This window comes from Saccharicrinis aurantiacus (genome assembly GCF_947489045.1).
GTDB classification, from domain to species: Bacteria; Bacteroidota; Bacteroidia; order Bacteroidales; family Marinilabiliaceae; genus Saccharicrinis; species Saccharicrinis aurantiacus.
The window spans coordinates 84,225-109,846 of the sequence record NZ_CANLCN010000001.1; the positions used below are offsets into that span (position 1 = coordinate 84,225).

The 25,622-nt window shown below is 36.6% G+C and carries 23 protein-coding genes; 12 read left to right on the forward strand and 11 right to left on the reverse strand.

The annotated features are described in order from the left end of the window. Position 1 precedes the first annotated feature (1 nt). Together QMO11_RS00290 and QMO11_RS00295 are read right to left on the reverse strand one after the other, a co-directional pair. A complete protein-coding gene (locus QMO11_RS00290; protein WP_282035487.1) occupies positions 2-1,435 on the reverse strand; it encodes a TolC family protein in 1,434 nt (477 codons plus the stop codon). 31 nt (positions 1,436-1,466) lie between these two features. Further along, positions 1,467-2,033 carry a TetR/AcrR family transcriptional regulator gene (locus QMO11_RS00295; protein WP_282035488.1) on the reverse strand — a complete coding sequence of 189 codons (567 nt, stop codon included), beginning with the start codon at positions 2,031-2,033 and terminating at the stop codon, positions 1,467-1,469. A gap of 346 nt (positions 2,034-2,379) precedes the next feature. Here QMO11_RS00295 and QMO11_RS00300 point away from each other — a divergent pair, with 346 nt between their 5' ends. Together QMO11_RS00300 and QMO11_RS00305 are read left to right on the forward strand one after the other, a co-directional pair. Further along, on the forward strand, positions 2,380-2,847 hold the full coding sequence (locus QMO11_RS00300; RefSeq protein ID WP_282035489.1) for a (2Fe-2S)-binding protein: 468 nt from the start codon (positions 2,380-2,382) through the stop codon (positions 2,845-2,847). 25 nt (positions 2,848-2,872) lie between these two features. After that, positions 2,873-4,999, forward strand: a complete 2,127-nt coding sequence (locus QMO11_RS00305; RefSeq protein WP_282035490.1) for a xanthine dehydrogenase family protein molybdopterin-binding subunit — start codon at positions 2,873-2,875, stop codon at positions 4,997-4,999. A gap of 17 nt (positions 5,000-5,016) precedes the next feature. Here the strand turns inward: QMO11_RS00305 and QMO11_RS00310 are convergent, their stop codons facing one another. After that, complete coding sequence (locus QMO11_RS00310) at positions 5,017-5,298, reverse strand: hypothetical protein (RefSeq protein ID WP_282035491.1); 282 nt, start codon at positions 5,296-5,298, stop codon at positions 5,017-5,019. A gap of 165 nt (positions 5,299-5,463) precedes the next feature. Between QMO11_RS00310 and QMO11_RS00315 the strand changes: the two genes are divergently transcribed. From QMO11_RS00315 to QMO11_RS00325, 3 genes are all read left to right on the forward strand, one after another. After that, positions 5,464-6,489, forward strand: coding sequence for an XdhC family protein (locus tag QMO11_RS00315; RefSeq protein ID WP_282035492.1), 1,026 nt, complete (start codon positions 5,464-5,466; stop codon positions 6,487-6,489). Positions 6,490-6,491: 2 nt separating this feature from the next. Continuing rightward, on the forward strand, positions 6,492-7,094 hold the full coding sequence (locus QMO11_RS00320; protein WP_282035493.1) for a nucleotidyltransferase family protein: 603 nt from the start codon (positions 6,492-6,494) through the stop codon (positions 7,092-7,094). 212 nt (positions 7,095-7,306) lie between these two features. Continuing rightward, positions 7,307-8,050: a hypothetical protein gene (locus QMO11_RS00325; protein ID WP_282035494.1), complete on the forward strand. Its 744-nt coding sequence runs from the start codon at positions 7,307-7,309 to the stop codon at positions 8,048-8,050. A gap of 81 nt (positions 8,051-8,131) precedes the next feature. Here QMO11_RS00325 and QMO11_RS00330 read toward each other — a convergent pair whose 3' ends face one another. Together QMO11_RS00330 and QMO11_RS00335 are read right to left on the reverse strand one after the other, a co-directional pair. Continuing rightward, a complete protein-coding gene (locus QMO11_RS00330; protein WP_282035495.1) occupies positions 8,132-8,677 on the reverse strand; it encodes a hypothetical protein in 546 nt (181 codons plus the stop codon). Positions 8,678-8,965: 288 nt separating this feature from the next. Next, on the reverse strand, positions 8,966-9,889 hold the full coding sequence (locus tag QMO11_RS00335) for a hydrogen peroxide-inducible genes activator (RefSeq protein ID WP_282035496.1): 924 nt from the start codon (positions 9,887-9,889) through the stop codon (positions 8,966-8,968). 129 nt (positions 9,890-10,018) lie between these two features. Between QMO11_RS00335 and ahpC the strand changes: the two genes are divergently transcribed. Continuing rightward, complete coding sequence (ahpC, locus tag QMO11_RS00340) at positions 10,019-10,582, forward strand: alkyl hydroperoxide reductase subunit C (RefSeq protein WP_068475117.1); 564 nt, start codon at positions 10,019-10,021, stop codon at positions 10,580-10,582. Positions 10,583-10,600: 18 nt separating this feature from the next. Here ahpC and QMO11_RS00345 read toward each other — a convergent pair whose 3' ends face one another. Continuing rightward, entirely contained in the window at positions 10,601-10,753 is a 153-nt protein-coding gene (locus QMO11_RS00345) for a hypothetical protein (RefSeq protein WP_282035497.1), read from the reverse strand. A 729-nt stretch (positions 10,754-11,482) separates the two neighbouring features. Between QMO11_RS00345 and ahpF the strand changes: the two genes are divergently transcribed. From ahpF to QMO11_RS00370, 5 genes are all read left to right on the forward strand, one after another. Further along, positions 11,483-13,045, forward strand: a complete 1,563-nt coding sequence (gene ahpF / locus QMO11_RS00350) for an alkyl hydroperoxide reductase subunit F (RefSeq protein ID WP_282035498.1) — start codon at positions 11,483-11,485, stop codon at positions 13,043-13,045. Between the two features lie 556 nt (positions 13,046-13,601). After that, on the forward strand, positions 13,602-15,194 hold the full coding sequence (locus tag QMO11_RS00355) for an alkaline phosphatase (protein ID WP_282035499.1): 1,593 nt from the start codon (positions 13,602-13,604) through the stop codon (positions 15,192-15,194). A 239-nt stretch (positions 15,195-15,433) separates the two neighbouring features. Beyond that, positions 15,434-16,552, forward strand: a complete 1,119-nt coding sequence (locus tag QMO11_RS00360; protein ID WP_282035500.1) for a YibE/F family protein — start codon at positions 15,434-15,436, stop codon at positions 16,550-16,552. 113 nt (positions 16,553-16,665) lie between these two features. Next, on the forward strand, positions 16,666-17,607 hold the full coding sequence (locus QMO11_RS00365; RefSeq protein ID WP_068475123.1) for a bile acid:sodium symporter family protein: 942 nt from the start codon (positions 16,666-16,668) through the stop codon (positions 17,605-17,607). Between the two features lie 3 nt (positions 17,608-17,610). Further along, entirely contained in the window at positions 17,611-18,132 is a 522-nt protein-coding gene (locus tag QMO11_RS00370) for a GNAT family N-acetyltransferase (RefSeq protein ID WP_282035501.1), read from the forward strand. A 76-nt stretch (positions 18,133-18,208) separates the two neighbouring features. Here the strand turns inward: QMO11_RS00370 and QMO11_RS00375 are convergent, their stop codons facing one another. The 3 genes from QMO11_RS00375 to QMO11_RS00385 all read right to left on the reverse strand — a co-directional run bounded on the left by QMO11_RS00375 (position 18,209) and on the right by QMO11_RS00385 (position 21,845). Next, complete coding sequence (locus QMO11_RS00375; protein ID WP_282035502.1) at positions 18,209-18,682, reverse strand: hypothetical protein; 474 nt, start codon at positions 18,680-18,682, stop codon at positions 18,209-18,211. Between the two features lie 143 nt (positions 18,683-18,825). Continuing rightward, the gene (locus QMO11_RS00380; protein WP_282035503.1) at positions 18,826-20,226 is read right to left on the reverse strand and encodes a sulfatase-like hydrolase/transferase; all 1,401 of its coding nucleotides are present in this window, start codon (positions 20,224-20,226) and stop codon (positions 18,826-18,828) included. A 176-nt stretch (positions 20,227-20,402) separates the two neighbouring features. Next, positions 20,403-21,845, reverse strand: a complete 1,443-nt coding sequence (locus QMO11_RS00385; protein ID WP_282035504.1) for a T9SS type A sorting domain-containing protein — start codon at positions 21,843-21,845, stop codon at positions 20,403-20,405. Positions 21,846-22,149: 304 nt separating this feature from the next. Here QMO11_RS00385 and QMO11_RS00390 point away from each other — a divergent pair, with 304 nt between their 5' ends. After that, on the forward strand, positions 22,150-23,685 hold the full coding sequence (locus tag QMO11_RS00390) for an acyl-CoA dehydrogenase family protein (RefSeq protein ID WP_282035505.1): 1,536 nt from the start codon (positions 22,150-22,152) through the stop codon (positions 23,683-23,685). 83 nt (positions 23,686-23,768) lie between these two features. Here the strand turns inward: QMO11_RS00390 and QMO11_RS00395 are convergent, their stop codons facing one another. Both QMO11_RS00395 and QMO11_RS00400 read right to left on the reverse strand, forming a co-directional pair. Beyond that, positions 23,769-24,911 (reverse strand): acyloxyacyl hydrolase, encoded by a 1,143-nt coding sequence (locus QMO11_RS00395; protein ID WP_282035506.1) that lies wholly within the window; start codon positions 24,909-24,911, stop codon positions 23,769-23,771. A 29-nt stretch (positions 24,912-24,940) separates the two neighbouring features. Beyond that, positions 24,941-25,540 carry a porin family protein gene (locus tag QMO11_RS00400; RefSeq protein WP_282035507.1) on the reverse strand — a complete coding sequence of 200 codons (600 nt, stop codon included), beginning with the start codon at positions 25,538-25,540 and terminating at the stop codon, positions 24,941-24,943. Between the last annotated feature and the right edge of the window lie 82 nt (positions 25,541-25,622).

Genomic DNA, 25,622 nt, shown 5'->3' on the forward strand with positions numbered 1-25,622 from the left:
TCTAGTTTTGTAATGAAGTACTGTTTAATTCGCCCGTTGCATTTAATAACTGAATAGTGCTTTGGCGTTGATCATAAATGGTTTGGTAATAATTTAGTACCATTTTTTCGTAATCGGCCTGAGCCTCTAAGAACTCACTAATCTTAATTAAACCGTTTTGGTATTCTTTGTACGAAATCTCTAAACTCTTTTTAGCAGACTCTTGCTGTAACTTTTGCAAGTTTAGTTTGGCATTGTTAACCTGCAACTGATTTAAGCTATTGTTATAATTCAACATTAATAACTCCGCTGCTTCCTCTTTCTTATTTTGTGTTTGTAGCAATTCTATCTTTGCCTTCTGACGTTGCTCGTGCGTATGTAAACCATCAAACAATTCCCATTTAAAACCAACACCAACGGCATTAATAGGGTAGGCACTAATTTCATTAAACCCTAGTGGACCTAGTGCACCATTTTTTACGCCAGCATACGAGTGTGTTGCAAAAGCTTGCACCTTAGGTAAGTAACCACTAGTTTCACTCTTTAGCTTGTATTCCGATGCAATTATGGCTTCGTCTAAGGCTATTAGCTCAGCTCGGTTAAGGTAGCTACCGTTGCCTACTTTTGGGTTAAACGGATCTAAGTTCACATCCAAAGCTTCTACAATTGATAGGGATAAACCGGTTAATTGCTGTAGTTTTAAATGTAAGAGGCTTTTGCTACCAGCGTATTCAATTTGCTTTGAAGCCAGTTCAAGTTTGGCAATGGCAATTTTCTGAAAATCGTGTTGCGTAATTAGGCCTTCTTGTAAAGCTCTTTTGGCAACTTCCTCTTCGCGAACCAATCTTTTCTCACTTTCCGATAAAATAGTATTGGCCTGTGTTAAAAGGGCAATCTTATCGTAGTAGCTTGATACTTCAGCAATAATTTCGGCTTCGCTTTGCGCAAGCATCGCTTCTTCCGCAGCAATTTTATGTTTCATGGCCTTGCTTAAATACGGCACTTTTAGGCCCGTAAATAAAGTCCACTTGGCAGTTAAACCACCCATCCATAGACTTCCGTTGTAATCTAACGACTCGTTAATGCCCGGAATGGCTGAATTAATGGGCGGAGTAGTTACCGGTAATGTTCCAATTGGAGGAGGTAGGGGCACAGGTATAGTCATGCTAGGGATGCTAAACGGAATAGGATCGGTATCCATATTCACTTCGCCGCTCGAATAGGCATACGTTCCGCTTGCTTCAATAGTTGGGATGTAAGTATGTCTTATTTGCTTTCTAATAATGTCAGACTTCTCAACGTTGAGGCGTTGATTTTTAAGCTGCTTATTGTGATCTAATGCCGCCTGAATAAAATATTGCAGGTTTAATACACTGTCTGGAACCTCAGTTTGCGCCTTACTCCCAAAAGTAAAGAAGCCGTAAAGGCATACCAGCAATAGAGTTTTTTTCTTCATTATATTATTCGTTTAAAATATACGTATTTACTTATTTTTTAATGCCATCCCAGCAGGCTTCTGCATAGGTTTCAATGTCTATATCTTTAATCTTAAGATTGGTTCTGCGCACCATTCTTATGAGTGAAGTAATAGGGCCATGTGCCAATGCCAATAAAGCAGGTATTGGAATTTCTTTTACAACACCCTCGTTTTGTGCACGCTCTAGTAACTTATAAATAGGAGCCAGAAGTTGTATGGTGTCTGATTCTGCATTATTGGCCGAGAAGGAGTACTGCGTTACAAAATCAGGAATGCGTTGGTCTGTGATATACGCATCCAGAATAATGGACCATAAGGTTTTAAAGTTCTCCTTAAAAGAAAGTGCCTCGTTAAAGTTGTTTTCAACAATATCATTGATCTTTTGCGTTAAAATATTGTTGAGTGAAGCCAACATTTCTTCTTTATTCTTAAAATGCACGTAAATAGTACCAGCGGCAACCTTGGCCTCGGTAGCTATCATTTTCATGCTTACTGCATGTAAACCAAATTTGGTAATTAGCGTAAGTGCAGCATCAAGTATGGCTTCTTTTTTGTCAATCTTTTTATTATCAATCATTTCTATCTCCTAAACTTGTCGTTTAACTTGGGCAAATATACTGCTTTTATGTAAGAAATGAACGTTCATTCATTTGCGTTATGCTCATAATGAATGAACGTTCATTTCAATCTTATTTATTATATTAGAAGTGAGTGAGTTATCTAAAGTGTTAAAAAATGCTAAATTGTTTTATGGTGATACTAGCAATTTAGTAAGCAAAATTCGATTTAAATTGAGTAATTAGTTTTTTTAATGATTGCATATTAACAACTAATTAACAGGTGTATAGATAGGAATAATGTAATTAAGTTAAGATATTGGAGTATCGAATTACCCTATTGTAATAAATCCTAATAAAGAAGATATGTCCAAGTATACCTTATTGGTTAATAATAACCATTATGAAGTAGATGTTGAACCCGATACACCTCTGTTATGGGTTTTGCGCGATCATATTAAATTAAAAGGCACCAAATATGGTTGTGGCATTGCCATGTGCGGTGCGTGTACGGTTCATATTGATGGTGAAGCAGCTCGCAGCTGTAGTTTGCCTGTTTCTAGTTTGGCGCGAAAGCGAATAACAACAATAGAAGGGCTTTCGCCCGATGGAGATCATCCCGTTCAGCAGGCTTGGGTTGAAGAAGATGTGGCGCAATGCGGTTATTGTCAGGGCGGACAGATTATGAGTGCGGCATCGTTTCTTAAAACTAATCCCATGCCATCGGTAGACGAAATAAGAATGGCCATGAGTGGTAACATCTGTCGTTGTGCTTCTTATAATAGAATTGAAAAGGCAGTTGTTTTGGCAGCTCAAAAATTAAAACAACAATAAGTACTCCTCTCAAAACTAAATAATCATGAAAAAGAAGATAGATAGAAGAGGCTTTTTAAAGGTATCAGCCTTATCAGCTGGAGGAATGCTCATTGGATTTAACCTTTTCTCAAGTTGCAAGAATTCAGCCAAGTTGCCCGATGATATTTCAAAACTCAATTATAAAGACTTTAATGCTTATATACAGATTGCACCAAGTGGAGCTGTGACCATTTACGCGCCCAATCCGGAAATAGGGCAAGGTGTAAAAACATCCTTACCCATGCTAATTGTCGAAGAACTTTGTGTTTCTTGGGATTCGGTTTTAGTGAAGCAAGCCAATTTAGATGAGGCATACTATCGTCAAATGTCGGTGGGGAGTACCTCCATATTAATGGGATGGTTGCCTTTGCGCGAGGTGGGTGCTACTGCCCGTCAAATGTTAGTGAATGCCGCAGCCCAGCAGGCAGGTGTTGCGCCTAGTAAATGCACTATAAAAGAAGGGATAATTACCTGCGATGGTAATATAAGCATTGGCATAGGCGAAGTGGTAGAAGAAGCGGTTAAGCTAGAAATACCTACTGACGTAAAGCTTAAGGATGCTAAGGATTTTACAATTATCGGACGAAATATTAAGAATGTTGATGCTAATAATATTGTCACAGGCAAGCCGCTGTTTGGTTTAGATTATGAGTACGATGGCAAAAAGATTGCTTGCATGGTACGTGCTCCCTTTGGGTATAAACTTAAATCGTTTGATGCTACAGAGGCGCTTGCTCTGAAAGGTGTTGTGGACGCATTTAGTTTTATGCAAAATAGTATTGCTGTTGTGGCAGAAGACACATACACCGCAATGAAAGCCATAAAATTGGTAAAGCCCGTATGGGAAGCCACTAAAAGAGCGGCCGATTCAGCAAAGGAAAATGAGAAAATAAAAAGCTTGTTACAGGATTCTAAATACGATTTAATTCAGAGTACTGGTAATGTAGATAAAGCATTTGCTAACGCTGAGGCCACAATAGAGCAGGTATACGAAACGCCTTATTTGCCGCACAGCTGTATGGAGCCAATGAACTTTTTTGCCCATGTTACCGACGATTGGATTAAGTTAGCAGGTCCCATTCAAACCCCACAGAATGCTTTAAACAGAGTAGCCAATGCGCTAAAGCGCGATAAAAAAGATATTACGCTAGAGCTCACACGAATTGGGGGAGGTTTCGGGCGTCGATTATTTGGTAATTATGCACCGGAGGCTGCTATTATTTCTCACAAATCTAAGTATCCCATTCACTTGGTATACTCGCGTGAGGAGGATATGATGGGTGGGATTTATCGTCCTGCTATTTCTTACAAAGTTAGTGGAGCCATTAAAAGTAACCAGGTCAGTGCTTATAAGTTAAGGCAAGTTGGAAGTACTTCTTTAAAAGGAAGGTTTGCCAATCGCTTTCCAAGTGGGGCAATACAGAATGTGAGGTTGGAGAGTATTAGAAATAAATCTTCAATCACAACAGGAGCTTGGCGCGCACCCATTTCTAATGTTTATGCTTTTGCAGAACAATGCTTCTTGGATGAGGTGGCTTTTAAGCTTAAAAAAGATCCCATTGCCTTTCATTTAGAATTGATTAAAAAGGCAAAGAAATCCGATAATGAGCACTTGGTATATGAACCGGAAAGAATGGAAGGCGTAATAAAACTGTTGGCTAAAAAAGCCAATTGGGGCAATCAGTCCGAAGGTGTGTATCAAGGCTTTTCTCAATATTTTAGTCACGAAACCTATGCGGCCGAAGTGGCTGAAGTGGAACTAAGAAATGGTATACCTGTGATTACCCGTGTTATTTGTGCCATTGATTGTGGCTTAGTGGTGAATCCCTTGGGTGCTAAAAACCAAGTGGTAGGTGGAATTATAGATGGTATTGGACATGCCATGTATAGCGATTTTTCCATAAAGGATGGCCGACCAACAGTTACAAACTTTGATAGGTATAGACTGATACGGATGAATGAAACCCCGCAGGTTGAATGCCACTTTGTACAAAGCGATTTGGCACCGAGTGGTTTGGGAGAACCATCTCTTCCTCCTGCTGGAGCAGCAGTTGCCAATGCCATATTTGCCGCCACTGGAGTGAGAATTACCAAGCAACCATTTATTAAAAATAAAGAAGTGTTTGGGTAAATCATTTTTTAATAGGCTTATTTGATATAAGCGCCACGGAGAAAGGCCTCTTTACATAATGCTTTTGTTTTAGCTAAAGCTTTAGTAAGACCAAGAAGTTGAGAGCTTTGCTCGAAAATCACTTGGCCGCACTTAAGATTTAGATAAATAAGAAAGTGATTTGTAAAGCAGCCTTGAATTATTGCTGTAAGCGAAAGCAGTATCAAGTTCACTTGAATAATACTGAGCGTAGCAATAATCTTGAAAAAATTTCTTTGCCCTGCCTTTGCCGGCAGGCAGGTTCTGTTTTCTTGTGTCAAGACATCGGAATTATTAAGAATTGATTATTCTTATTAATTTCAGCAAGAAGTCAGGGTTTGGGATGAATTATTAATCTTTAAGATGTATAAATATAAAATGGCCTTAAAAAATCCCAAGACAATATTTATCATCAAGAATAAAGAAATCTACAACAGGAAAAATAAATGACTCACGAGTTTCAAAAAATACTAAAAGCCTATCAGCTGTTTAAATCTCAAAACATAAAATGTGTTTTAGCCACCGTGGTTGCCCTCGACGGCTCATCGTACCGCAAACCAGGGGTGAGTATGCTTATTGCACAAAATGATTGCATGGTTGGTGCAGTAAGCGGAGGTTGTGTTGAGAAAGAGGTTTTAAGAGAAGCACAAGAGGTGTTCAAAACTTCAGAACCTAAAATGATGACCTACGATGGTCGTTACCGCTTGGGCTGCGAAGGAACTTTATATCTATTGATTGAGCCTTTTACTATTCAGGATGAGGTGTTGCTTTCCATTGAAGCTCTTATCGTAAATCGAAAACCCTTTGTTATAAAACACTTTTATCAGCGCGAGCTGGCTTCAGTAAATGGATTGAGATCTTTTATTCAAATAGAAGATAGCCTGCATTGTTTTGATACGAACTACAATTTTGAGCTTGATGAATATGCCAGTAGTTTGGTGTTAGAGCAAGTTAAAAGTGCCAAGTTTCAGCTCATTATTTTTGGTTCAGAATATGATGCTGTGGTATTATCAGAGATGGCCAGTAAGTTAGGTTGGGATGTGCTGATAGTGAGCACGCCATTTGATGCCTACTCCCGCAATAATTTTCCCGAAGCTACGGATGTGATTCAGGCAACGGGCGAGCAATTTAATGCCGAAATAATAGATGCCAATACCGCGCTTATTCTGATGACGCATAACTACGCAAAAGATTTAAGTTACCTGATGGCTATTCAGCACACCAAAGCCTGTTATATTGGATTATTGGGCTCTGTAGGGCGAAGAGAAAAACTCGTCAACGATTTTCTGATTCAGACCAATTCCTTGGATGAAGCATTTTTAGATTTATTACATGGCCCTGCCGGATTAAATATTGGTGCAGAAACTCCCGAAGAAATTGCCTTATCCATCTGTTCAGAAATAGTAGCTGTACAACGAAATAAAAATGCCCATCCCTTAAAAGAATTGATGGGTAATATACATTCAGTTTAGCGATGATAAAGCCCACACAAAATATAGCATTGGTAATATTAGCAGCAGGAAAAGGCCAGCGGATGGGCGAAGCCAAGCAATTGATGCGCTATAAAAACAAAGCACTCATTAACCATCAGGTGGATAAAGCCCTTGAGCTAGGGGCTAAGGACGTGTACCTTGTTGTGGGTGCGCATAAAGAGCGTATTGAAAATGCCCTGACAGAACCATCGGTTCATATGATTTATAACGAGAATTGGGAGAAGGGAATTGGTGCCTCAATAGCTAAGGCAGTGCAGGTAATTTCAGAATTGGGTACCTATGATGCTGTGCTCATTAGCTTGGCCGATCAACCCCTTATTCCCCTGGAACATTATCGAAAGCTATTAATGCAATTCCAGAGTAGTGCAAAATCAATAATAGCCACCAAAGCCGAAGAAAGCATTGGTGTACCTGCTGTGTTTGGTAAAAGGTATTTTTCAGCCTTAATGGATTTACAAGATAATAAAGGGGCAAAAAGCATTATTAACTCCAACAAGGATACTGTTACGCTGGTATGTTTAGGTAAGGGGTATTTAGATATTGATACCCCTGAGGATTATCGGAACTTATTGCAAAATCAATAGCTTGTGCAGGTTGCATTATATAAGTACTCATAATTTTAAAATGCTACAACTTGTTATTCAGTGTCTTTGTCTATCATAAAATTTTATTATCTTCATTTGCCTTTTTAAAAACAGGAACCAACTTTTAAAAAAATGAGAGATTATATCAGACTAACCTAAGTATTCTGGTATTAGTGGGGAAGGATAATTTTTTAATTAAAAACCCAACAGTAATGAGTGATCAAGAGATCGTAGAAAGTTACACAGCCTTATTGGAGGCTGTAAAAAAAGAGGATATCAAACAATGCGGGATACCCATCCCCATTTACATTCAGGAAAGTAAAAATTTACACAAGCGTGCCACGCTCGATTTAGCCAAGTTAACAGCGGTTGGTTTTAATGCCGAGTTATTAACAAAACTATCAGAACTGACTACAATACTTGTGGTTAGCGAGGTAAATTGGCAAGAAGAATCATCGGAGAGCAAAATTGCAGCTAACGACTGGAAGAAAAATTCTCCAGAAATGTACAGCTTAAATTCTGAGTTGATAGATAGTATGGAATTTGCTTATCGTAAAGATGATCAATTGTTAAGCCTTATTGATGCTATTAAGGAAGGCGATAATCAAGCCGATGCAGTGCTCGATTTATCTAAATTAGCAAAACTTGGTAAGGATAATCCTGAGCCTTTAATGGCTATGAATTTTGATTTAACCAAGCTTGATAAGGCGGTTACTTTATCAAAAAGCCTATCGGAAACATTGAGTATAATTAACGGGCATGCTTATGTTGAAGAGCACCGAAAAGAAATGCGTGATAAGGCATTTACCTTACTTAAAGAAGTGGTTGATGAGGTTTATGAATATGGTCGATTTGTTTTCAGAAACGATGCTGACCATGTGAAAGCCTATGGCAGTAAATACAAAAGAGATAGAGCTGCTGCTTATCAACGTTCAAAAAAAGAAAAACAGGAATAAATGAGTACTTGTTTTTATAAAGGCATAAAGGGTTTCGCACTAGCGGAACCCTTTTTTGTGATTTTTATTCGGTAGAATTTATTATTCTTTTAGCTGCTTTATGCTCCAAAATAACATATATATTAAATAGCGAATAGCAAAGAATATTAGAAGTAGGGAATAACCATAAACAATTATATTATCTACTTCATTAAGAAATGAGTTTTTAATTCTGCTCAATTTGTTTTCTAAAGGATGCAATACAGATAAATAATATTTTTCCGATTCATTATCATCTGATATTCTTTTTAGAAAGTTCTCTTTTGAAATGTCGATTGATCCTTTACTCTTAATATCGTCGTATATAAGAGAAGACCTCAAACTATCCTTATTGAGGATACTTATAAATCTCTCGGGATTTGATATCTTCTTTCCAGTACCTTTAAGAATATTATCATTTATGTAATAATAAATATACAATCTATATGGTAGTTTTTCTGATTGTGTTAAGTTTTTAATCTCTGTTTCTAATTTGGTTTGCTTTTCAGTATTTAAATAAGATGCGAAAACAACTAATAAAAAAAGAATCGCAGTTCCTAAAATGAATAGAAATTCTCGCGCTATTATTTTTTTAGTTTTTTTATTCATAAATAGTTAAGTGTGGATTTATTAACAACCTAGAGATCTCAAATATATTCATTATGAAATTTAAAAACGTACTTATCGCTTATTAATCTTATTATGAATCTCGCTAGCGAGATTGGGTATCCTTGATGCGAGATTCACCTTCGGAGGTGCGAGATCGCCTTACCTGCATGCGAGATTCATGAAGTACCCATGCGAGATTGGCTTCCCCCTATGCGAGATCCACTTCCCTTAGTGCGAGATTGGGTATCCCTGATGCGAGATCGCCAGCCCATAAGGGCTGTGGCACACCTACAATTTAATCGAAAACTTCTTCAAGCGTTCATCTAACATGTGGTGCGGTATAATATCTTTAACGCTATCGGCCACAGCATTAATTAATCGTTCTTTAATAAAGTCTTTTTTAATTACGATGGAAACTTCGCGTATGGCCGGAGGGTTTGATATTTCGCGCACGTTTTCCCATTGTTTTTCGTTTAACGAATCGAGGTGTAGCTCGGGTATTACCGTATATCCGCCATTATTATCTACAATGCGGATGAGCGTATCTATGCTTCCGGCCTCAAAGGTTTGGTTATAGGGCATGGTTTTTAGGCAGAAATTAAAAATTTGATCGCGCAAGCAATGCCCTTCGCCCAATACCCAAAGGTTTTCTTGGGGCATATTATCTGCCGTTAAAGTTTGATTTCGCAATGGATGATCCTTGGCAAAATAAGCTACAAATGGCTCGTAATATAAGGGTATCTCAAAAAAATCGGCTTCATCTAACGGGGTAGCGGCAATAAAAAAATCAATCTCATCGCGCTTTAGCGCAGCAATAGAACTGGCCGTGGTAAGTTCTGATATGGATAACTGCACATCCTTATATTTGGTATTAAACTCGCCAATAAGGTGTGGCACAAGGTAAGGCGCAAGGGTTGGTATTACGCCAATATGCAAGGGACCCGATAATAATTGTGTTTCGTCGCTCACAATATTTTTCACTTTTCGCATCTCACGCAAAGTGTTTTCGGCCTGCAGAATAATGCGTTCGCCCATTTTAGTGGGCTCCACCGGATGTTTCGATCGGTCGAAGATGGCCACATCCAATTCTTCCTCCAATTTCTTTATCATCATGCTTAAAGTAGGCTGCGTAACGCCACATTCTTTAGAGGCAGTTACAAAATGACGAAATTTATTTACGGCTACAATGTATTCTAATTGCTGTATAGTCATGATAATGTGGAGTTATAAATTATATCTATGCAAATATAGATAATATCTGTTTGATTGATACTTGAAAGAGCAATATGTTTGTATCAGAAATTTAAACAGAAACAAAAACAACAATTAAAAAATAAAGTTATGTCACAAATTGGTAATCAAGTAGTAGATTTTGAAGTACAAGCATTCGTAAACAATCAATTCGAAACAGTAAAAAAAGAAGACGTATTAGGAAAATGGTCAGTGTTTTTCTTTTACCCAGCCGATTTTACTTTTGTTTGTCCAACTGAGTTAGAAGATTTAGCAAACTCATACGATGAGTTTAAAGCAACAGGAGCTGAGATCTATTCAGTATCAACCGATACACATTTTGTACACAAGGCATGGCACGATACTTCGGAGACTATCAAAAAAATTAATTACCCAATGCTTGCCGATCCAACAGGCGTTTTATCACGAGGATTTGATGTGATGATTGAAGAAGCTGGTTTAGCTGAGCGTGGTACTTTTATTGTGAACCCTGAGGGCGAAATAGTATCGTACGAAGTAGTAGCTGGTAACGTGGGTCGTAATGCCGATGAGTTATTACGTAAGCTAAAAGCTTTACAATTTGTAGCGGCTAACCCAGCTGAGGTTTGTCCTGCTAAATGGAAAGAAGGAAACGAAACTTTAAAGCCAAGTATTGATTTAGTTGGTGTGATTTAATCAATTAGAGAGAAGATTTTAGCTAAGCGCCTTGAGATCGCCGCGTTCATCGCGATGACGCAATGCCGTAAGCGCCACGTCATTCCGAGCCGCCAACCAATAAAAATTAGCCATAATGAGTTGATGACAGGGATCAAGCCACTTGTTAATAGATGTTAATGATAATTTCATAAAGCACTATTAAACAGGTAAATATAATTTTCTGTCATTGGTAGGAACGAAGGAATCTCAAGTAGAGCTGTAAAGCACATTATCAATTGATAATTATAAATTGCTCAAGCCGCAGGGCTTCTACTTTTTGCTACAGTCCAAAAAGTAGACAAAAAGCCCGTCGGCTGCTTTTTAAAAAGTCTGCTTAATTTAACACGCTTTAAGTGCGGCTGGGTGATCTTCGGGTCAAGCCCTCAGCTTCCCAGTCTTACTAAAAGGCGTATTAAATTCAGCATCCATTTAAAAAGAGGCCGAAGCCGTATTTAGAAGTTCGGAGCGTGTATTAGCAGAAACGGTTTCCATCATTCAGAGGGAGGCAATATTATAAAAACGATAGCGTGAAAATACACGAGGTAGTGACTGTGCTAATCAGTCTAATATTTCTTATATAAAATCTAATCAGCTAAGCGCCATGCAAAGCAGCCTTGATGTTTTTTGCTTCCGTTTTTTATATCAAGATAAAAAATGAAGTCAGGCCTACCTGCCGGTAGGCAGGTTTGTGCAGACAGCCCAATACAAAGCGAATAAAGAATCCAGATAATAGGCCAACAAAGGCGCCTTGAGATCGCCACGTGCCTCGCGATGACGCAATATTCTAAGAAATATAGCGTGAAAATATACGAGATAGTGACTATGCTAATCAGTCTAAGATCTATTATCTAACATCTAATAATAAAAAAATAAAAGATCATGTTGGAACAAGCAATGAAAGACCAAGTTATAAGCGTATTCTCTAATTTAGAACAAAACTATACGCTTAAGGTAGAAGTATCAGAATCGCATAAAAATAAAACTGAATTGCTGCAGTTATTAGAAGATGTAGCATCGTGTTCTGATAAAATTACACTTGAAGTAGAAGCCGGTTCTGCCTTAGAATTTACCATTCTTAAAAATAACGAGGACACAAACATTGCTTTTAGAGCCGTTCCAACAGGTCATGAGTTTACCACATTATTGCTGGCTATTTTAAATTTAGATGGCAAGGGAAAAAATATTCCGGATACCGCTATAATTGATAAAATAAAGCAGATTAATGTTCCCGTTCAGCTTAAAAGTTATATCTCGCTTACCTGTACCAATTGTCCTGAGGTAGTGCAAGCCTTAAATTTAATTACGCTCTTTAACCCCAATGTACAACATCAAATTATTGATGGCGCCATTAATAAAGATGAGGTTGATGCCTTAAATATTCAGGCGGTACCTAGTGTTTATGCCAATGGCGAGGCGCTTCATGTGGGGCGTGCTTCTTTGGGCGAATTGTTATCAAAACTTGAAAAACAGTTGGGCGTAAGTGGTAATGTAACAGCTCAGGGTGCTACCAAAAACTACGATGTAGTGGTGGTTGGCGGAGGTCCTGCAGGAGTTTCATCGGCGGTTTACTCGGCGCGTAAGGGCTTTAAAGTGGCTATTGTTGCTGAGAAAGTGGGCGGACAAGTAACTGAAACGGTTTCTATTGAAAATATGATTTCGGTACCCAAAACAACGGGAGCAGAGTTATCTGCCAATTTAATGAAGCATTTACAGGATTATCCCATCGATGTATTAGAAAACCGCATGGTAGAATCGGTAAAGCTAGAGAATGGCATTAAGAAATTAAGCACTTCGTTGGGCGAAAAAATTGAAACGCCGGCATTAATTATTGCCACTGGTGCGAGCTGGAGAAAGTTAGGCGTTCCGGGCGAATCGGAATACATTGGTTCAGGAGTAGCTTTTTGTACCCATTGCGATGGTCCTTTTTATAAGGATAAAAAAGTAGTGGTTGTGGGTGGTGGAAACTCAGGATTGGAGGCCGCCATTGATTTATCGGCCATAGCCAAAGAAGTTACCGTGCTCGAATTTATGGATACCCTAAAGGGCGATCAGGTACTACAAGATAAATTAAGCACCCTGCCGAATGTAAAAATTATTACCAATGCCCAAACACTTGCCGTTGATGGCGATGGCGCTAAGGTAACGGGTATTAAATATAAAGATAGAGTGAGCGAGCAAGAGCACGAAATAATTACCGATGGTATTTTTGTGCAAATAGGTTTAAAAGCCAATAGTGGGGCCTTTGCCGATGTGGTGGAGACCAACAGAATGGGCGAAATTTTGATTGATGCCACTTGTAGAACTAATGTTGCAGGGGTTTATGCTGCTGGCGATGTTTCGGTGGTGCCTTACAAGCAAATTGTAATTGCCATGGGCGAGGGTTCAAAGGCGGCATTATCGGCCTTCGAAGATCAGATAAAAGGTTTGCAGTTGGCAGGGTAAATTATTAATAATGAAAATAAAATTAACCTCTTTGTTTCTTACAAAGGGGTTTTTTTATGCAGTTATTTAGGGATGAAAGGAATTTTAGAGAGTGATATTGATTACTAATGAGACAATAATAAAGATCTGATTTAATTTTATTATTCTCGTCGAGTTCAATACAATTTAAACAGCTCCTACATCAAAAATAGCTTCTACTAGCATAAAACATAGAATATAGCAATGGGCTTACTAATACACATTGTGGGTTAAGTGTAAGAATGTGTAAACACTAGTGTTAACTTAGTTTTATTACTACGTAATTAAATACTTAAATACATCCAAGGGCTAAAAGGCTTGTTTTGTAAGAGTATCTTAAAGTTTACAGTAAAGGATAACCAAGTAAAATGAACACAATATAATTTGAATATAAATTATGTATTATGCTTTAAGTGTTCGAGCAGTGTATTTTTACATTATCGCAAATTTTATGTAATATTTCTCTCGTCGTTTTCATTGAATTTTGAGCCATAATTTTAAACACCTAGAACATAATTTACATTTTAAACTCAAACAAATGAAACGAATTAGATTAAACTTATGTCTGCGAGCATTTATCTCATTACTAACAATATCCCTTATTACTGTTTCTTGCGAAGAAGAAAAAGAAATTATTAAAGAAATCGAAAAAGTAGTTGAAACAGAGGTAGAAAAGGAGGTTGAGGTAGAAGTTAACCCATTAACGGATTATAAAACACCTAAGTACGTATTTTTCTTTATTGGCGATGGAATGTCATCTTCACAAATAAATATTACTGAGGCTGCTTTAAATAATGAAGAATTTGCGTTAAAAACTGCTTCAGATGTAGGTATAGGGTCATTAAATATTCAAAAGTTCCCTGTTACTGGTATGCAAACAACACATGCCGAAGATAGATATATTACAGGGTCTGCTGCTTCAGCAACAGCATTGGCAACGGGTTATAAAACAACAATTAACACGGTTTCAATGAATGGTGATAAAACAGAGGATTTAAAGACCATGGCTGAAATGGCAAAAGAACAAGGTAAAAAAGTAGGTATTATTTCAAGTGTAAGTATTGATCATGCTACACCGGCTTGTTTTTATGCGCACACCTCTCATCGTAACAATTACTACTCGATAGGGCAAGATCTTGTAGCTAGTGGGTTTGATTATTTTGCAGGCGGAGGTGTTCGTTGGAATAAATATGACTCGGATGGAGAAGTTTCTGGTTTAAGCGAAGATATAAACTTATTTCTTGATAAAGCAACAGAGGCAGGATACACATACGTAAATACAAAAACAGCCTTTGAGAGATTAACGCAAGAAAGTGGTAAAGTGATTGCTACCTTAGAGAAATTTAAAACGAGTGTTTCTTCAAATTCGGCAGCACTTCCGTATACATTAGACTTAGAGGCTGAATCAAATGAGAATAATAAAATTACCCTATCTGATTTTACAAAAAAAGGAATAGATATTTTAGATAACGAAGAGGGCTTTTTTATGATGGTTGAAGCGGGTAAAATAGATTGGGCTTGCCATGCTAACGATGTTGTTTCTTCGGCACAAAATACCATTGAGTTTGATAAAGCCATTGGCCATGCTTTAGATTTTTATAAGAATCACCCTGAGGAGACTTTAATTATTGTAACTGGAGATCACGAAACGGGTGGGCTAACCTTAGGTTTTGCTTCAACAGGATATAATACTGCCTTTGATTTATTAATAAATCAAAAAGTTTCTTACGAAGCTTTTACTGAAATTGTTTACGGATGGGATGATAGTAAAACATTTGCCGAGGCTCTTACCGATGCTGAAACCTACTTTGGATTAGGGAATGAAGATAAAGGCCTTGCTTTAAGTGATTTTGAATTAGGTTTGCTAGAGGATGCTTTTAACAGAACAATGACTGGAGAATCGACTCACGAGCCAGAAGAGTTATCTGTAATTTATGGGTATTATGATCCATTTACAGTTACAATTACGCATCTGTTAAATCAAAAAGCGGGTATTAATTGGGGAACGTATTCTCATACAGGAGTTCCCGTTCCTGTGTTTGCCATGGGACAAGGTCAATATAATTTTTCGGGCTATTACGATAATACTGATGTTGCCCAAAAAATTATGGAGATAGCAGCTTATAAATAAGCAAGAGCAAATTGTATTACTTATTGAACAGTGTCGCTAAGTTGAAGTACTTAGCGACACTTTTCCATGTAGTTGTTAACTACATGTTTTTTGCACTTCAAAGCCTTATTATTTTTCTGACACTACATTTAGCTTAAAAGAATTATACCAGTACAATTTTAGTAGCAATATTTTTATATCATATCTCCATAGCTTTATTGTAATTCAATAAGGATATGGTAATTAACACACCCTTTTTGATGACCAAAAAAAAGCAAAATATCATATTCTTACTCGTAGTCTTATTATTTACTGTTGTTTTAATTTTTATACCTACAGGGTTCGAGAATCCTTCGTTACACAAGAATACAGAAAGAGTAAAGGCTGTAATTACGGCTGTAAATAATAGTGATTTGCAAAATCATGGTATTGTAACTACTGGAACCCAAAATCTAAAGATTAATATATTGGCAGGAATGCATAAAGGTGATACCATTTCTGCAACAAATGTATTGATGGGCCAAAAACGAATTGATAAAATATTTGCCATAGGAGATAAGGTTTTGGCAATTGTAAAAACGGATAATCAAAAGATTTTAACAGCGAGAGCTGAGGATTATTATAGAATAAGTATTGAGTGGATATTACTAGCTGTCTTTGCTTTGTTCTTAATTGGATTTGCTGGCATAACCGGATTTAAAGCCTTGCTATCCTTTATATTTACAGCACTCACACTTTGGAAAATATTATTACCCTTAATATTAAAAGGATTTTCACCCATTGTATCTGCCTTTGCAATAATTGTGCTTTGTACTACAGTGATTATAATATTGATTAATGGTTTTTCAAAAAAGGGACTAGTTGCATTGGTGGGTTCTATTTCTGGTGTTGGTATTACTTGTTGTTTGGCTTTATTATTTGCGCACTTTTTTAGGATTCCGGGTACTGTTCAAGATTTTTCAGAAACCCTTTTATATGTTGGTTACACGCATTTAGACTTACCATCAATCTTTATTGCCTGCATCTTTATCGCAGCAGCAGGAGCTGTTATGGATGTGGCAATGGATATATCAGCAGCCCAAAATGAAATAATAGATCATAATCCAAGCATAACTACAAAAGCATTAATTCGTTCTGGATTTAATGTAGCTTATCCTGTTATTGGTACCATGACAACAACCTTACTGTTCGCATATTCAGGTAGTTTTATGTTTGTTTTTATGGTTTTTATGGCCAAGGGTACACCGCTCAATATTATTGTAAATACAAACTATGTTGCTGCTGAAATATTAAGAACACTTGTAGGGAGTTTCGGATTGGTATTAGTAGCTCCTATTACTGCAATTGTAGGTGGATTTATTTATGTAAGAAACTATTAAAATGTAAGCCCTAATTATTTTTCGTTCCTTCAATATACCTCATCTTATTATATTAATTTTGCAGCTTCGTTAGTTTATCTGACGTTTGTTAATTAATAAATGGAGAATTATAGATGTTAGAAGGCTTAGAGGGATTAGATGCATTAAAACTAAATTTTAACCAGGGTGGTTTACACGCCTTAAACTTCACCTTATTTTTTGTGATGTTTGGTGTGGCGCTCGATATAAAACCAGCGCAGTTAAAGTTAGTTTTTACCAAGCCCAAAGCAACCTTAGTAGGATTAACAGCTCAGTTTTTAGTGTTGCCAGCAATTACTTTTTTATTGGTATGGTTATTCAATGCTTATTTATCAACAGGGATTGCGCTGGGCATGATATTGGTTTCGGCCTGCCCTGGCGGAAATATTTCTAATTTTGTATCTAGCCTAGCCAAAGGAAATGCTGCCTTATCGGTTAGTCTTACTGCCATTGCTACCATATTAGCTACCTTTTTAACGCCCCTAAATTTTGAGATTTGGGGAAGCATGTATAGCAATGCCAACCCATTACTTGTGCCCATCGAGATTGATTCTTTCGATATGTTTAAAACCTTATTACTACTATCGGGATTACCCATTATTTTAGGCATACTGTTCAATCACAGATTCAAAAATATTACTGAAAAAATCAAGAAACCCATAAAGATCATCTCCATTGTAATATTTGCATTTTATGTGATTATTGCCTTTTCGGCCAATTTTGAGCATTTCATTAAGGCCATTAAATATGTCTTTATTTTGGTTTTAATTCACAATATTATTGCCTTATCTATAGGGTATTATATGGCTTCATTATTTAAAGTAGGCCGAAAAAACAGAAGAACCATTACCATTGAAACGGGTATACAAAATAGTGGATTGGCCTTGGTATTGATTTTTAACCCGAAGATATTTTCGCCCGAATTAGGCACTGGTGGTATGGCTATTATTGCCGGTTGGTGGGGGATATGGCATATCTTATCGGGTCTGTTATTAGCCAATAGATGGTCGAAAAGAATATTACCAGAAGATAACTAAGTTATGGAGCCTATATTAACCCAACGTTTGTGTATCAGAGAAGCTTGTGATGTCGACTATCCGCAATTACTACAGATTTACAATAAGCATACAAACATGCGTTATGTTTCTGATGGAAAATATAATTGGACTCTTGATGAATTAATGCAAAAGTACCATCGTTTTAATGTCGATAGATCTTTAGGTATCGGTTTGTGGCTTGTTGTTTTATTAGATACAGATGAGATTATTGGCGAGGCGGGTTTATTCAATTCTTTTGATACCTATAAAAAGCTTGAGCTAGGTTATATAGTGGATGAAGCCTATTGGCGAAGGGGTTATGCATATGAGATTTGCGAAGCACTCATTCACTATTCTTTCAGTAAGCTAAATATTGAAAGCCTCGCTGCACGAATGTATGCCGATAATGTGGCTTCAGTAAAACTAGCCGAAAAATGTAGCATGAAGAGGGTAGATGCCGGCTTAGCGCCCAATGGTAAGGCGTTTTTGCATTATGAATTGACAGGAGTTGACGACCGTTCTTAACCAAACTAGTCGATATCAAATAAAAACAGCGAAGTATCAAATATACTTCGCTGTTTTCATATAAAAGATTCTTAAATTATTCAATACTTATTTCGTTAAAACCTAGGTAATACATTACAACTCTCACAACCACTATAACTGCTAGCTTTTCTTTGGTGAATTCAATGCCTAATAAATGAGCAGGCTCACCGGTTGAGCAATCAACATATTTATTAAAAACTTCTTCAACATAGTTACGATCAACTGTTGTTTTGCCCGCTTCTTTTAATAATTCTTTTAAAATAGGGTTTTCACATTTTAATGTTTCGTTGCTATTCATTAAAGTTTTGTCGGCTGTTAGCTCGTATTCTATGTAGTTTAACGCTTGGGTAATATCTTTTTCGGTAGGGTATTCATCCATAAAATAGGTGCTTAAAATATACTCTTTACCACCTTTAATAGATTTTGTGTCCTGCAACATTCCGTTGCTTATATACTCAAAGTCGAGTGAGTCAGTTGCAACTTTGAGGGTTCTAATTTGTCCTTGATTTGGATTGCTAGCATTTTCCATAATTGATGAATATTTAAGTTAATCTTTAGATTATGTATGATGGCTTTGTGTGCCAAACACTTAAATATAAGAAATAGTTTACACAATTGCAGAACTAAAAAACGCAAGTCTTTATGGAAAGTAGACTTGCGTTTTAAATTGGTTTATTTTAAATGGTATTTATCCATCCGGTTTATATCATTAACCTCAAACTCTCGTCGTAATAACCATTTGGGTTGAGGCATTTGTTGTTCCCATTCCCAAATCTTCTTATACATGCGTTTTACCTTATCAGGATGTTGGCTTGCTAAATCATTAGTTTCTGATATATCATCTTTAATATTATAAAGTTGTGCGGGTCTATCTGGGAAGCGTAGTAATTTCCAATCACCCTCTCTAAAAGTAGCTCTACACGATTTTTTCCAATATAGTTCATCGTGCGGATCATGTGAAGGCATTGAATGATTAGTGTTTAAATAAGGAATTAGATCAACGCCCTCAAGTTCAGGATGCTTTTTTATATCGATACCAGCTGCCTTCATAAAGGTTGAGGCAAAATCCATTGTGGATACCGCTGAAGTATAGGTAGTATTGGCCGGAATTGAAGCTGGCCAACGCATGATAAACGGAATGCGAATACCTCCTTCAAGTTGGTTTGATTTGGTACCGCTTAAGGGTAGATTGCTTGAAGCGTTTTTATCTGTAGGGCCACCGTTATCACTTACAAATGCAATAATAGTATTGTCAGATAATCCGAGTTCTTCCAACTTATTGAAAATGGTTCCGCAAGCTCTGTCGAGTGCCAATGTCATTCCAGCTAAGACTTTTCGTTTTCCTATTAAATCAGGGAATTGAGCAGTATCCTGTGGAAGAAATTCTAAAGGAGTATGCACCGCATTAAAGCCTACCACCTGAAAGAAAGGTTCTTTTTGATGTTTCTCAATAAATTTAGCCGCTTCATCACCTAACAAATCGGTTAAATAATAATCAGGTTCTTTATAATTATCGAAGCCCCATTCTAATTTCTTTCTGTGTAAACTAGGATTGTTTTTCAATGCTTTTTCGGGGTAAGCAAAATAGCTTCTTGATCCATCTCTGAAACCAATAAACTCATCAAAACCTCTTTTCATGGGGTGGAATTGATCACCATCGCCCAAATGCCATTTCCCAAAATACCCCGTTGCATAGCCTTGTTTTTTAAGGTGATCAGCAACAGTAACCTCTTCAATAGGTAAGCCCATGGCATCGCCATCTAAGGCAGAGTTTTCAGACATAAATCCAACCACGTTAATGTGTTCGTAGCCAAATCGCTGTTGGTATCTTCCGGTCATTATTCCAGCTCTTGATGGAGCACAGACTGATGAGGTTACATAGCCTTCGGTAAAACGTGCACCTTCACGTGCTACCTTATCTAAATGAGGTGTTTTCATTTCAGTGCTGCCCTGGAAACCAAAATCAGCATAACCCGCATCGTCACATATGATTAAAACAATGTTGGGTTTCTTTTTTGCATAGCTTGATACAGAAAGTAATAAGCAGAATAGTATAAGTTTTATTGAACGCATAGTGTTGTGTAATATTGATGATTAAAAATGCTAATTTCAGAATTATCTAAGGATTTGTATTCATCAATTTTACCTTATAATAAGACTATTTTACCCAATAGTGATTGTTTATCTGAAACCAAAAAGCCACCATTATATTGATACAATGGTGGCTTGATATTAAAATAACGAAGGGATTATTTTACAACTAGTTTTTTATTAAAAAGAGAACCACATTTTACGTAATACATGCCAGGGCTCAGATCGCTAATGTTAATTTGGAAATTACTGTTTGTTTTGAATACTTGTTTTTTACATAGCTTTCCGCTTATTGAGTAAATTGATAAGGGTAATTCATCTTCTTCAATACCATTGGTTTCAATGGTAAAATAATTATTAGCCGGATTTGGGTAAATCTTGATTTCAGCTTGTTTATCTTCATTTATGGCAGAAGTTGCGATAGATGCAGATTTAAGCCCCCATGTGAATAAAAAGCGATCGGTATTGGAACCGCCATTGCCATTACACCACATATTTGATGATATATATTTTCCGTTATTACCCTTAAGTTCGTAAATCTGATTTCCCTTATGTTCGAGCGTAAATTGTTCCCATGCCCCAATGGCTGATCTTGTACAGGTCATGGCTTTAGCCCCATTTTCAGAGCTTACATATAATCCATTGCTGCCTTTAAGTGCAAATACACTGTTTCCCAAATCAATAAATTCAAATTTTTCCCAATCACCAACAGAACTTCTGTTGCATGTGATTGCTTGTAAACCATTTTCAGAACTTACATATGAATTGTTGCTTTGGTTTTTTAGAGAAACTTTTTGCGTTGTACTTGCTGCATCATCAACCAGTTCGTAAGTACGCACATAATCATAGAAAGCAGTACTTTTAGTCCAATTTCCAAGGTCGGCATTTGATGGTACGCCAGGTCCCCATGTAAAGGTTTCCATATCAAAGAACATGTACATATCTTCTTCAAATGCACCTCCTGGAGTCGCTGTTCCAACATAACTACCATCTCTGTAAAAATTAATGGTCCAAGCATCTTTCCACCAAACTCCAAACACATGGTAGTTTTCTGAATTTTTTGAATTACCAGGGTTTGTAAAGTGCTTCGGGGTAATTTTGTCGTTAGCCCAACCATCTTTAAAATAATGCGTATTACTCATCATTGTGTAATCTAAATACCAGTTAGAGTTTTTAACTTCTCCCCAGTTCTCAATTACATCAATTTCGCTATAGCTACCTTGCATCCAAAATGAAGATACAATTGCTAAATCTGCGGCTTTCATTCTAACTTCGGCATACATGCCCTTTTTAAAAGCTTTGGTTTGAGAGGTTAAACACCCTGTCCATACCCAGTCGCCTGTTCTATCAGGATTTTTAAGTGTGGCAGTAATACGCATATTTCCCGATCCTACACTAATGTTGTCGTTGTTGAATTGACTGGGACTTCTTCCTGTCCAATAAGGATGTCCTTTTTGCCATTTGCTATTATCAAACGAATCGAATTCATCTGATAGGAGATTTACTTTTAGCCACTTCTTTCCAGTAGGGGCAGTGGGTTGTGCTACAGCGCCTAAGCAGATCGCCAATAGGAACAGAGCGAGTAGGTTTCTTTTTTTCATAATAAATTAAATTTTAAGTTAACTAGTTAAAGTTATAAGATAAGGCTGCCAATAAATTTTCATTTTGTGATAAATTACGGGGGGATACTAGCTGGTTTAATTATCGTACTTAATGTTGAAATAGAGTGATCTATATTGCAAATACTATTAGGAATAAGGGTTCTGTATTAGGTTAAACGAAGGTTAAATTGAATATTCACAGAACATTACTCCACATCTGTTGTTTATAAAATTCAATCAGATGTTTAGGATTAACAGATTGTTAAGTATTTTTTAATCCAAGTATCACAAAATAAACAAATTAATGCTTACAGACGAATTGATACAAGAGGACACCCTGACTCCTTTGAATACCCGTTTTTCAGAACTTTTATCTGGACTAAAGCAGAAACTTAAAAGCGTATATCACGAACGCGGCGATATTAATAAACTTGCAATTACCCGAGGTATGCCTCCATTTGTAATGCGTGAGATCATGTCAGTAAATCCTTTTTCCGCAGTAATTCCTAAAGAATATGGCGGATTAGGTGGCGATGTAACTCAGAGTATTGCTTTAATGAGTACTGCTTCATATGAATCTTTAGCGCTATCCTTAACTTTTGGAATAAATATGGCCTTATTTCTTCAGCCCGTTTTAAAAGCAGGACAAGAAGATACTAAGCGTGAGGTAACAAATCGTTTTATCACACAACAAAATATGGGCGGATTAATGATTACAGAGCCCGATTTTGGTAGTGATGCATTAAATATGCAAACCTCATATTCTGATCATGGTTCATATAATCATTTAAAAGGAACAAAGCATTGGGCTGGTTTAACAGGTTGGGCTGATTTTTGGTTGCTAACAGCTCGTAAAGATACTGGTGAAGGTCGTTTAGCGAGAGATTTAGATTTCTTTGTTTGTGATGTTACTAAACCCAATCAAGGAATTGAAGTGGAGGAGTTTTTTGAGAACTTAGGTTTATATCAAATTCCTTATGGTAGAAATAAAATTGATGTTCAAATCCCGTCAGTTCATAAATTAGTACCTGAAAAGTCAGGTGTTAAATTAATGCTCGATTTACTACACAGAAGCCGAATGTCTTTCCCTGGAATGGCAATGGGTTTTATACAGCGTATGCTTGACGAAGCCATAACGCATTGTCAGCAACGTTTTGTTGGTGGAAAGAGCTTATTGGGTTACGATCAAGTTCAACAGCGATTGGCACAATTACAAGCGTACTATACAACAGTATCTGCATTTTGTGTGAATAGTAGTAAAAAAGCAGGTTTGAAATATGATTTATCGGGAATTGGCATTGAAGCTAATGCGGTAAAAAGTATCGCTACTGATATGATGCAGTCAGCTTCGCAAACTTTGTTACAATTGGTAGGAGCAAAAGGATATCGATTAAATCATATTGCGGGTAGATCAACAACAGATAGTAGACCATTTCAGATTTTTGAAGGATCGAATGATATGCTTTATTCTCAAATATCAGAGAGTGTTGTTAAGTTAATGCGTAAGCAAAAGGAAACGAACTTATTTGATTTTATTAAAAACTTTGATCTTACAAGTAAGGCTAGTTCAATGTTAAAAGAACAGTTTAACTTTAATATTGATTTAGGAATGCCACAACGTAAGTTGGTTGATTTAGGTCAGGTTATAGCCAGAGTAATTTCAATTAATCAAGTTCTTGATTTAAGTAACGAAGGTTTTGCACCTAAATTAATTGATGGAGCAACTGCATGTTTACGACAAGAGATTGATCAATTAATGGCTTCTTTTAACGGTTCTAATAAAACGAATGTAATAGAAGATTATAGAGAAAACTCAAATTGGTTAAACTTTGTAGTTTAAAGAATAATCATTTTCGATAGTATCAAAATAAAATGGGCACTTGATTTTTCAAGTGCCCATTTCTTATTTTGTATGTATTATAATTAATACTTGTTCGGGTCTTTATAAAAGGAATATCCAATAGTCCACTCAAAGAAATCCGCAGCCCCACCGTGTGCTTTAATAGTGACTCCGGCATTTAAATGATCCGTAATTCGGTACCTTAAACCTACACGTTCATAATAAGGTGCTTTCTCTCCATTAGCTTCGTTTCTGTTTAGGTAAACCGCTAAGCCAATAGGAACGTATAAACGACGGGTAAGTGCCCATTCCCATGAACCTACAATTGCTGTGGATACAGAATTACCTTCTGCTCCTCTTTCTTCCATGTAAGGAGAATAGAAAACATCAACCCCTAAACCAATACGATATTTGTAATTAATTTGGCGTAAATAGTTAATACCAATACCCGTTTTGTAATAGTTTTGTTCTTCGCCTTGCGTATAGTTCTTACTTCCGTTATACCATGCAACATTTATTAAATCGTGTTGCATATATTTTGCTATAGTACCAGGCGATAATTGCATTTCAGGTTCTTTATTCATTTTATAGCTAACACCTAAAGTAAAAGGAAGTAAGTTTAAACCTAAGTTAGGTAGTTTTGAAGAACCATTACTAAAGTGCTTAAATCCAATTGTTGCATTAGCCGACCATCTTTCGTTGAAATTATAGTTAGCTAAAAATCCTAGATGCACGTAGCAATTGTTTCGCGATCCAAGGAAAATATTCTCAGGATTTGTTTCTTCATCGAAGGCATTAAAGTTATATGATAAACCAAATGCAGCCGTATATGAAAAGGTAAGACGCTCGTCAAACTCAAAAGCAAATGGTATCGTTAAAAAGAAGTATAGTGCATTCGGATTTCCGATACTTTCGTTATGGAAGGTGGAAGCATACCAACCTACACCTAAATAGGGGCGACGGTATACATTGCTATAAACATCATCTTTATCCGACTTTCTAAAACCTAACCTTACATCCATACCATTGTAGTATGAACTCTCAATTAATTGGTCGCCAATTGTATTTCCATTACCCATCATGGCACCATTTTCAAACCTAAGATCTAAATACTTTATATAGGTTTTTGTAGGTTTTACATAAGTGCTATCCTCTTTTATTTGGGCATTTAAAGAGATACCTGCAAAAATAAGAAGCGTAATGATATATAAATGTTTAATTCTCATATTGATTTGTTTTGAAGGATTGATTCAGCTTATATTCCGAGGATTTTAAACCCAACAGTGAAAGTAAATACATCTGTTTTTTGGCCGATATCAAAATCTGGAATATCAGAAATATCTTTTAATCCCCATTCATATCTAAAATCTGCTGTCAAGCGCCAAAACTCTACTCCAGCACCAGCCTGAAATGTCCAATTTGAACTTGAATAATCATTTTCAGTTAAGTCAAATTCTTCAAATTTAGCATTTGAGATGAAAGAGGCTACCGGACCTGCTATCCCGTATATCTTAATAACACTTAAATCTATTAATTGTAGATTTACTAATAAAGGTATATCCCAAGTTTGAAAAGAACCTTCGCTAGAAATATCTCCATCATATAGAGTAGTGTTCTTTTTAGCATAATATAATTCGGGTTGTACAGATAAAGCTCCAATTAAACGAAGTTTAGCATAGGCGCCGAATAAGCCACCGGTTTTTGCTTCGTTTTTAATTTGCTCTGTACTAGGAATCTCTGATAGTTTTAGTTGTGTGCTATTTATTCCAGCTTTCAGTCCGATAGCAATTCTATCTTGAGCATTTATTTGTGTAAAAGACACAAGTATAATTGACAGTATTAAAAGTTTTTTCATAATTAGTTTAATAAATGTTTAGAATTTATAACCATTAATCAGATTAATAGTTCTTTATTTTTAGAGAATAAGCCCCAAAAAT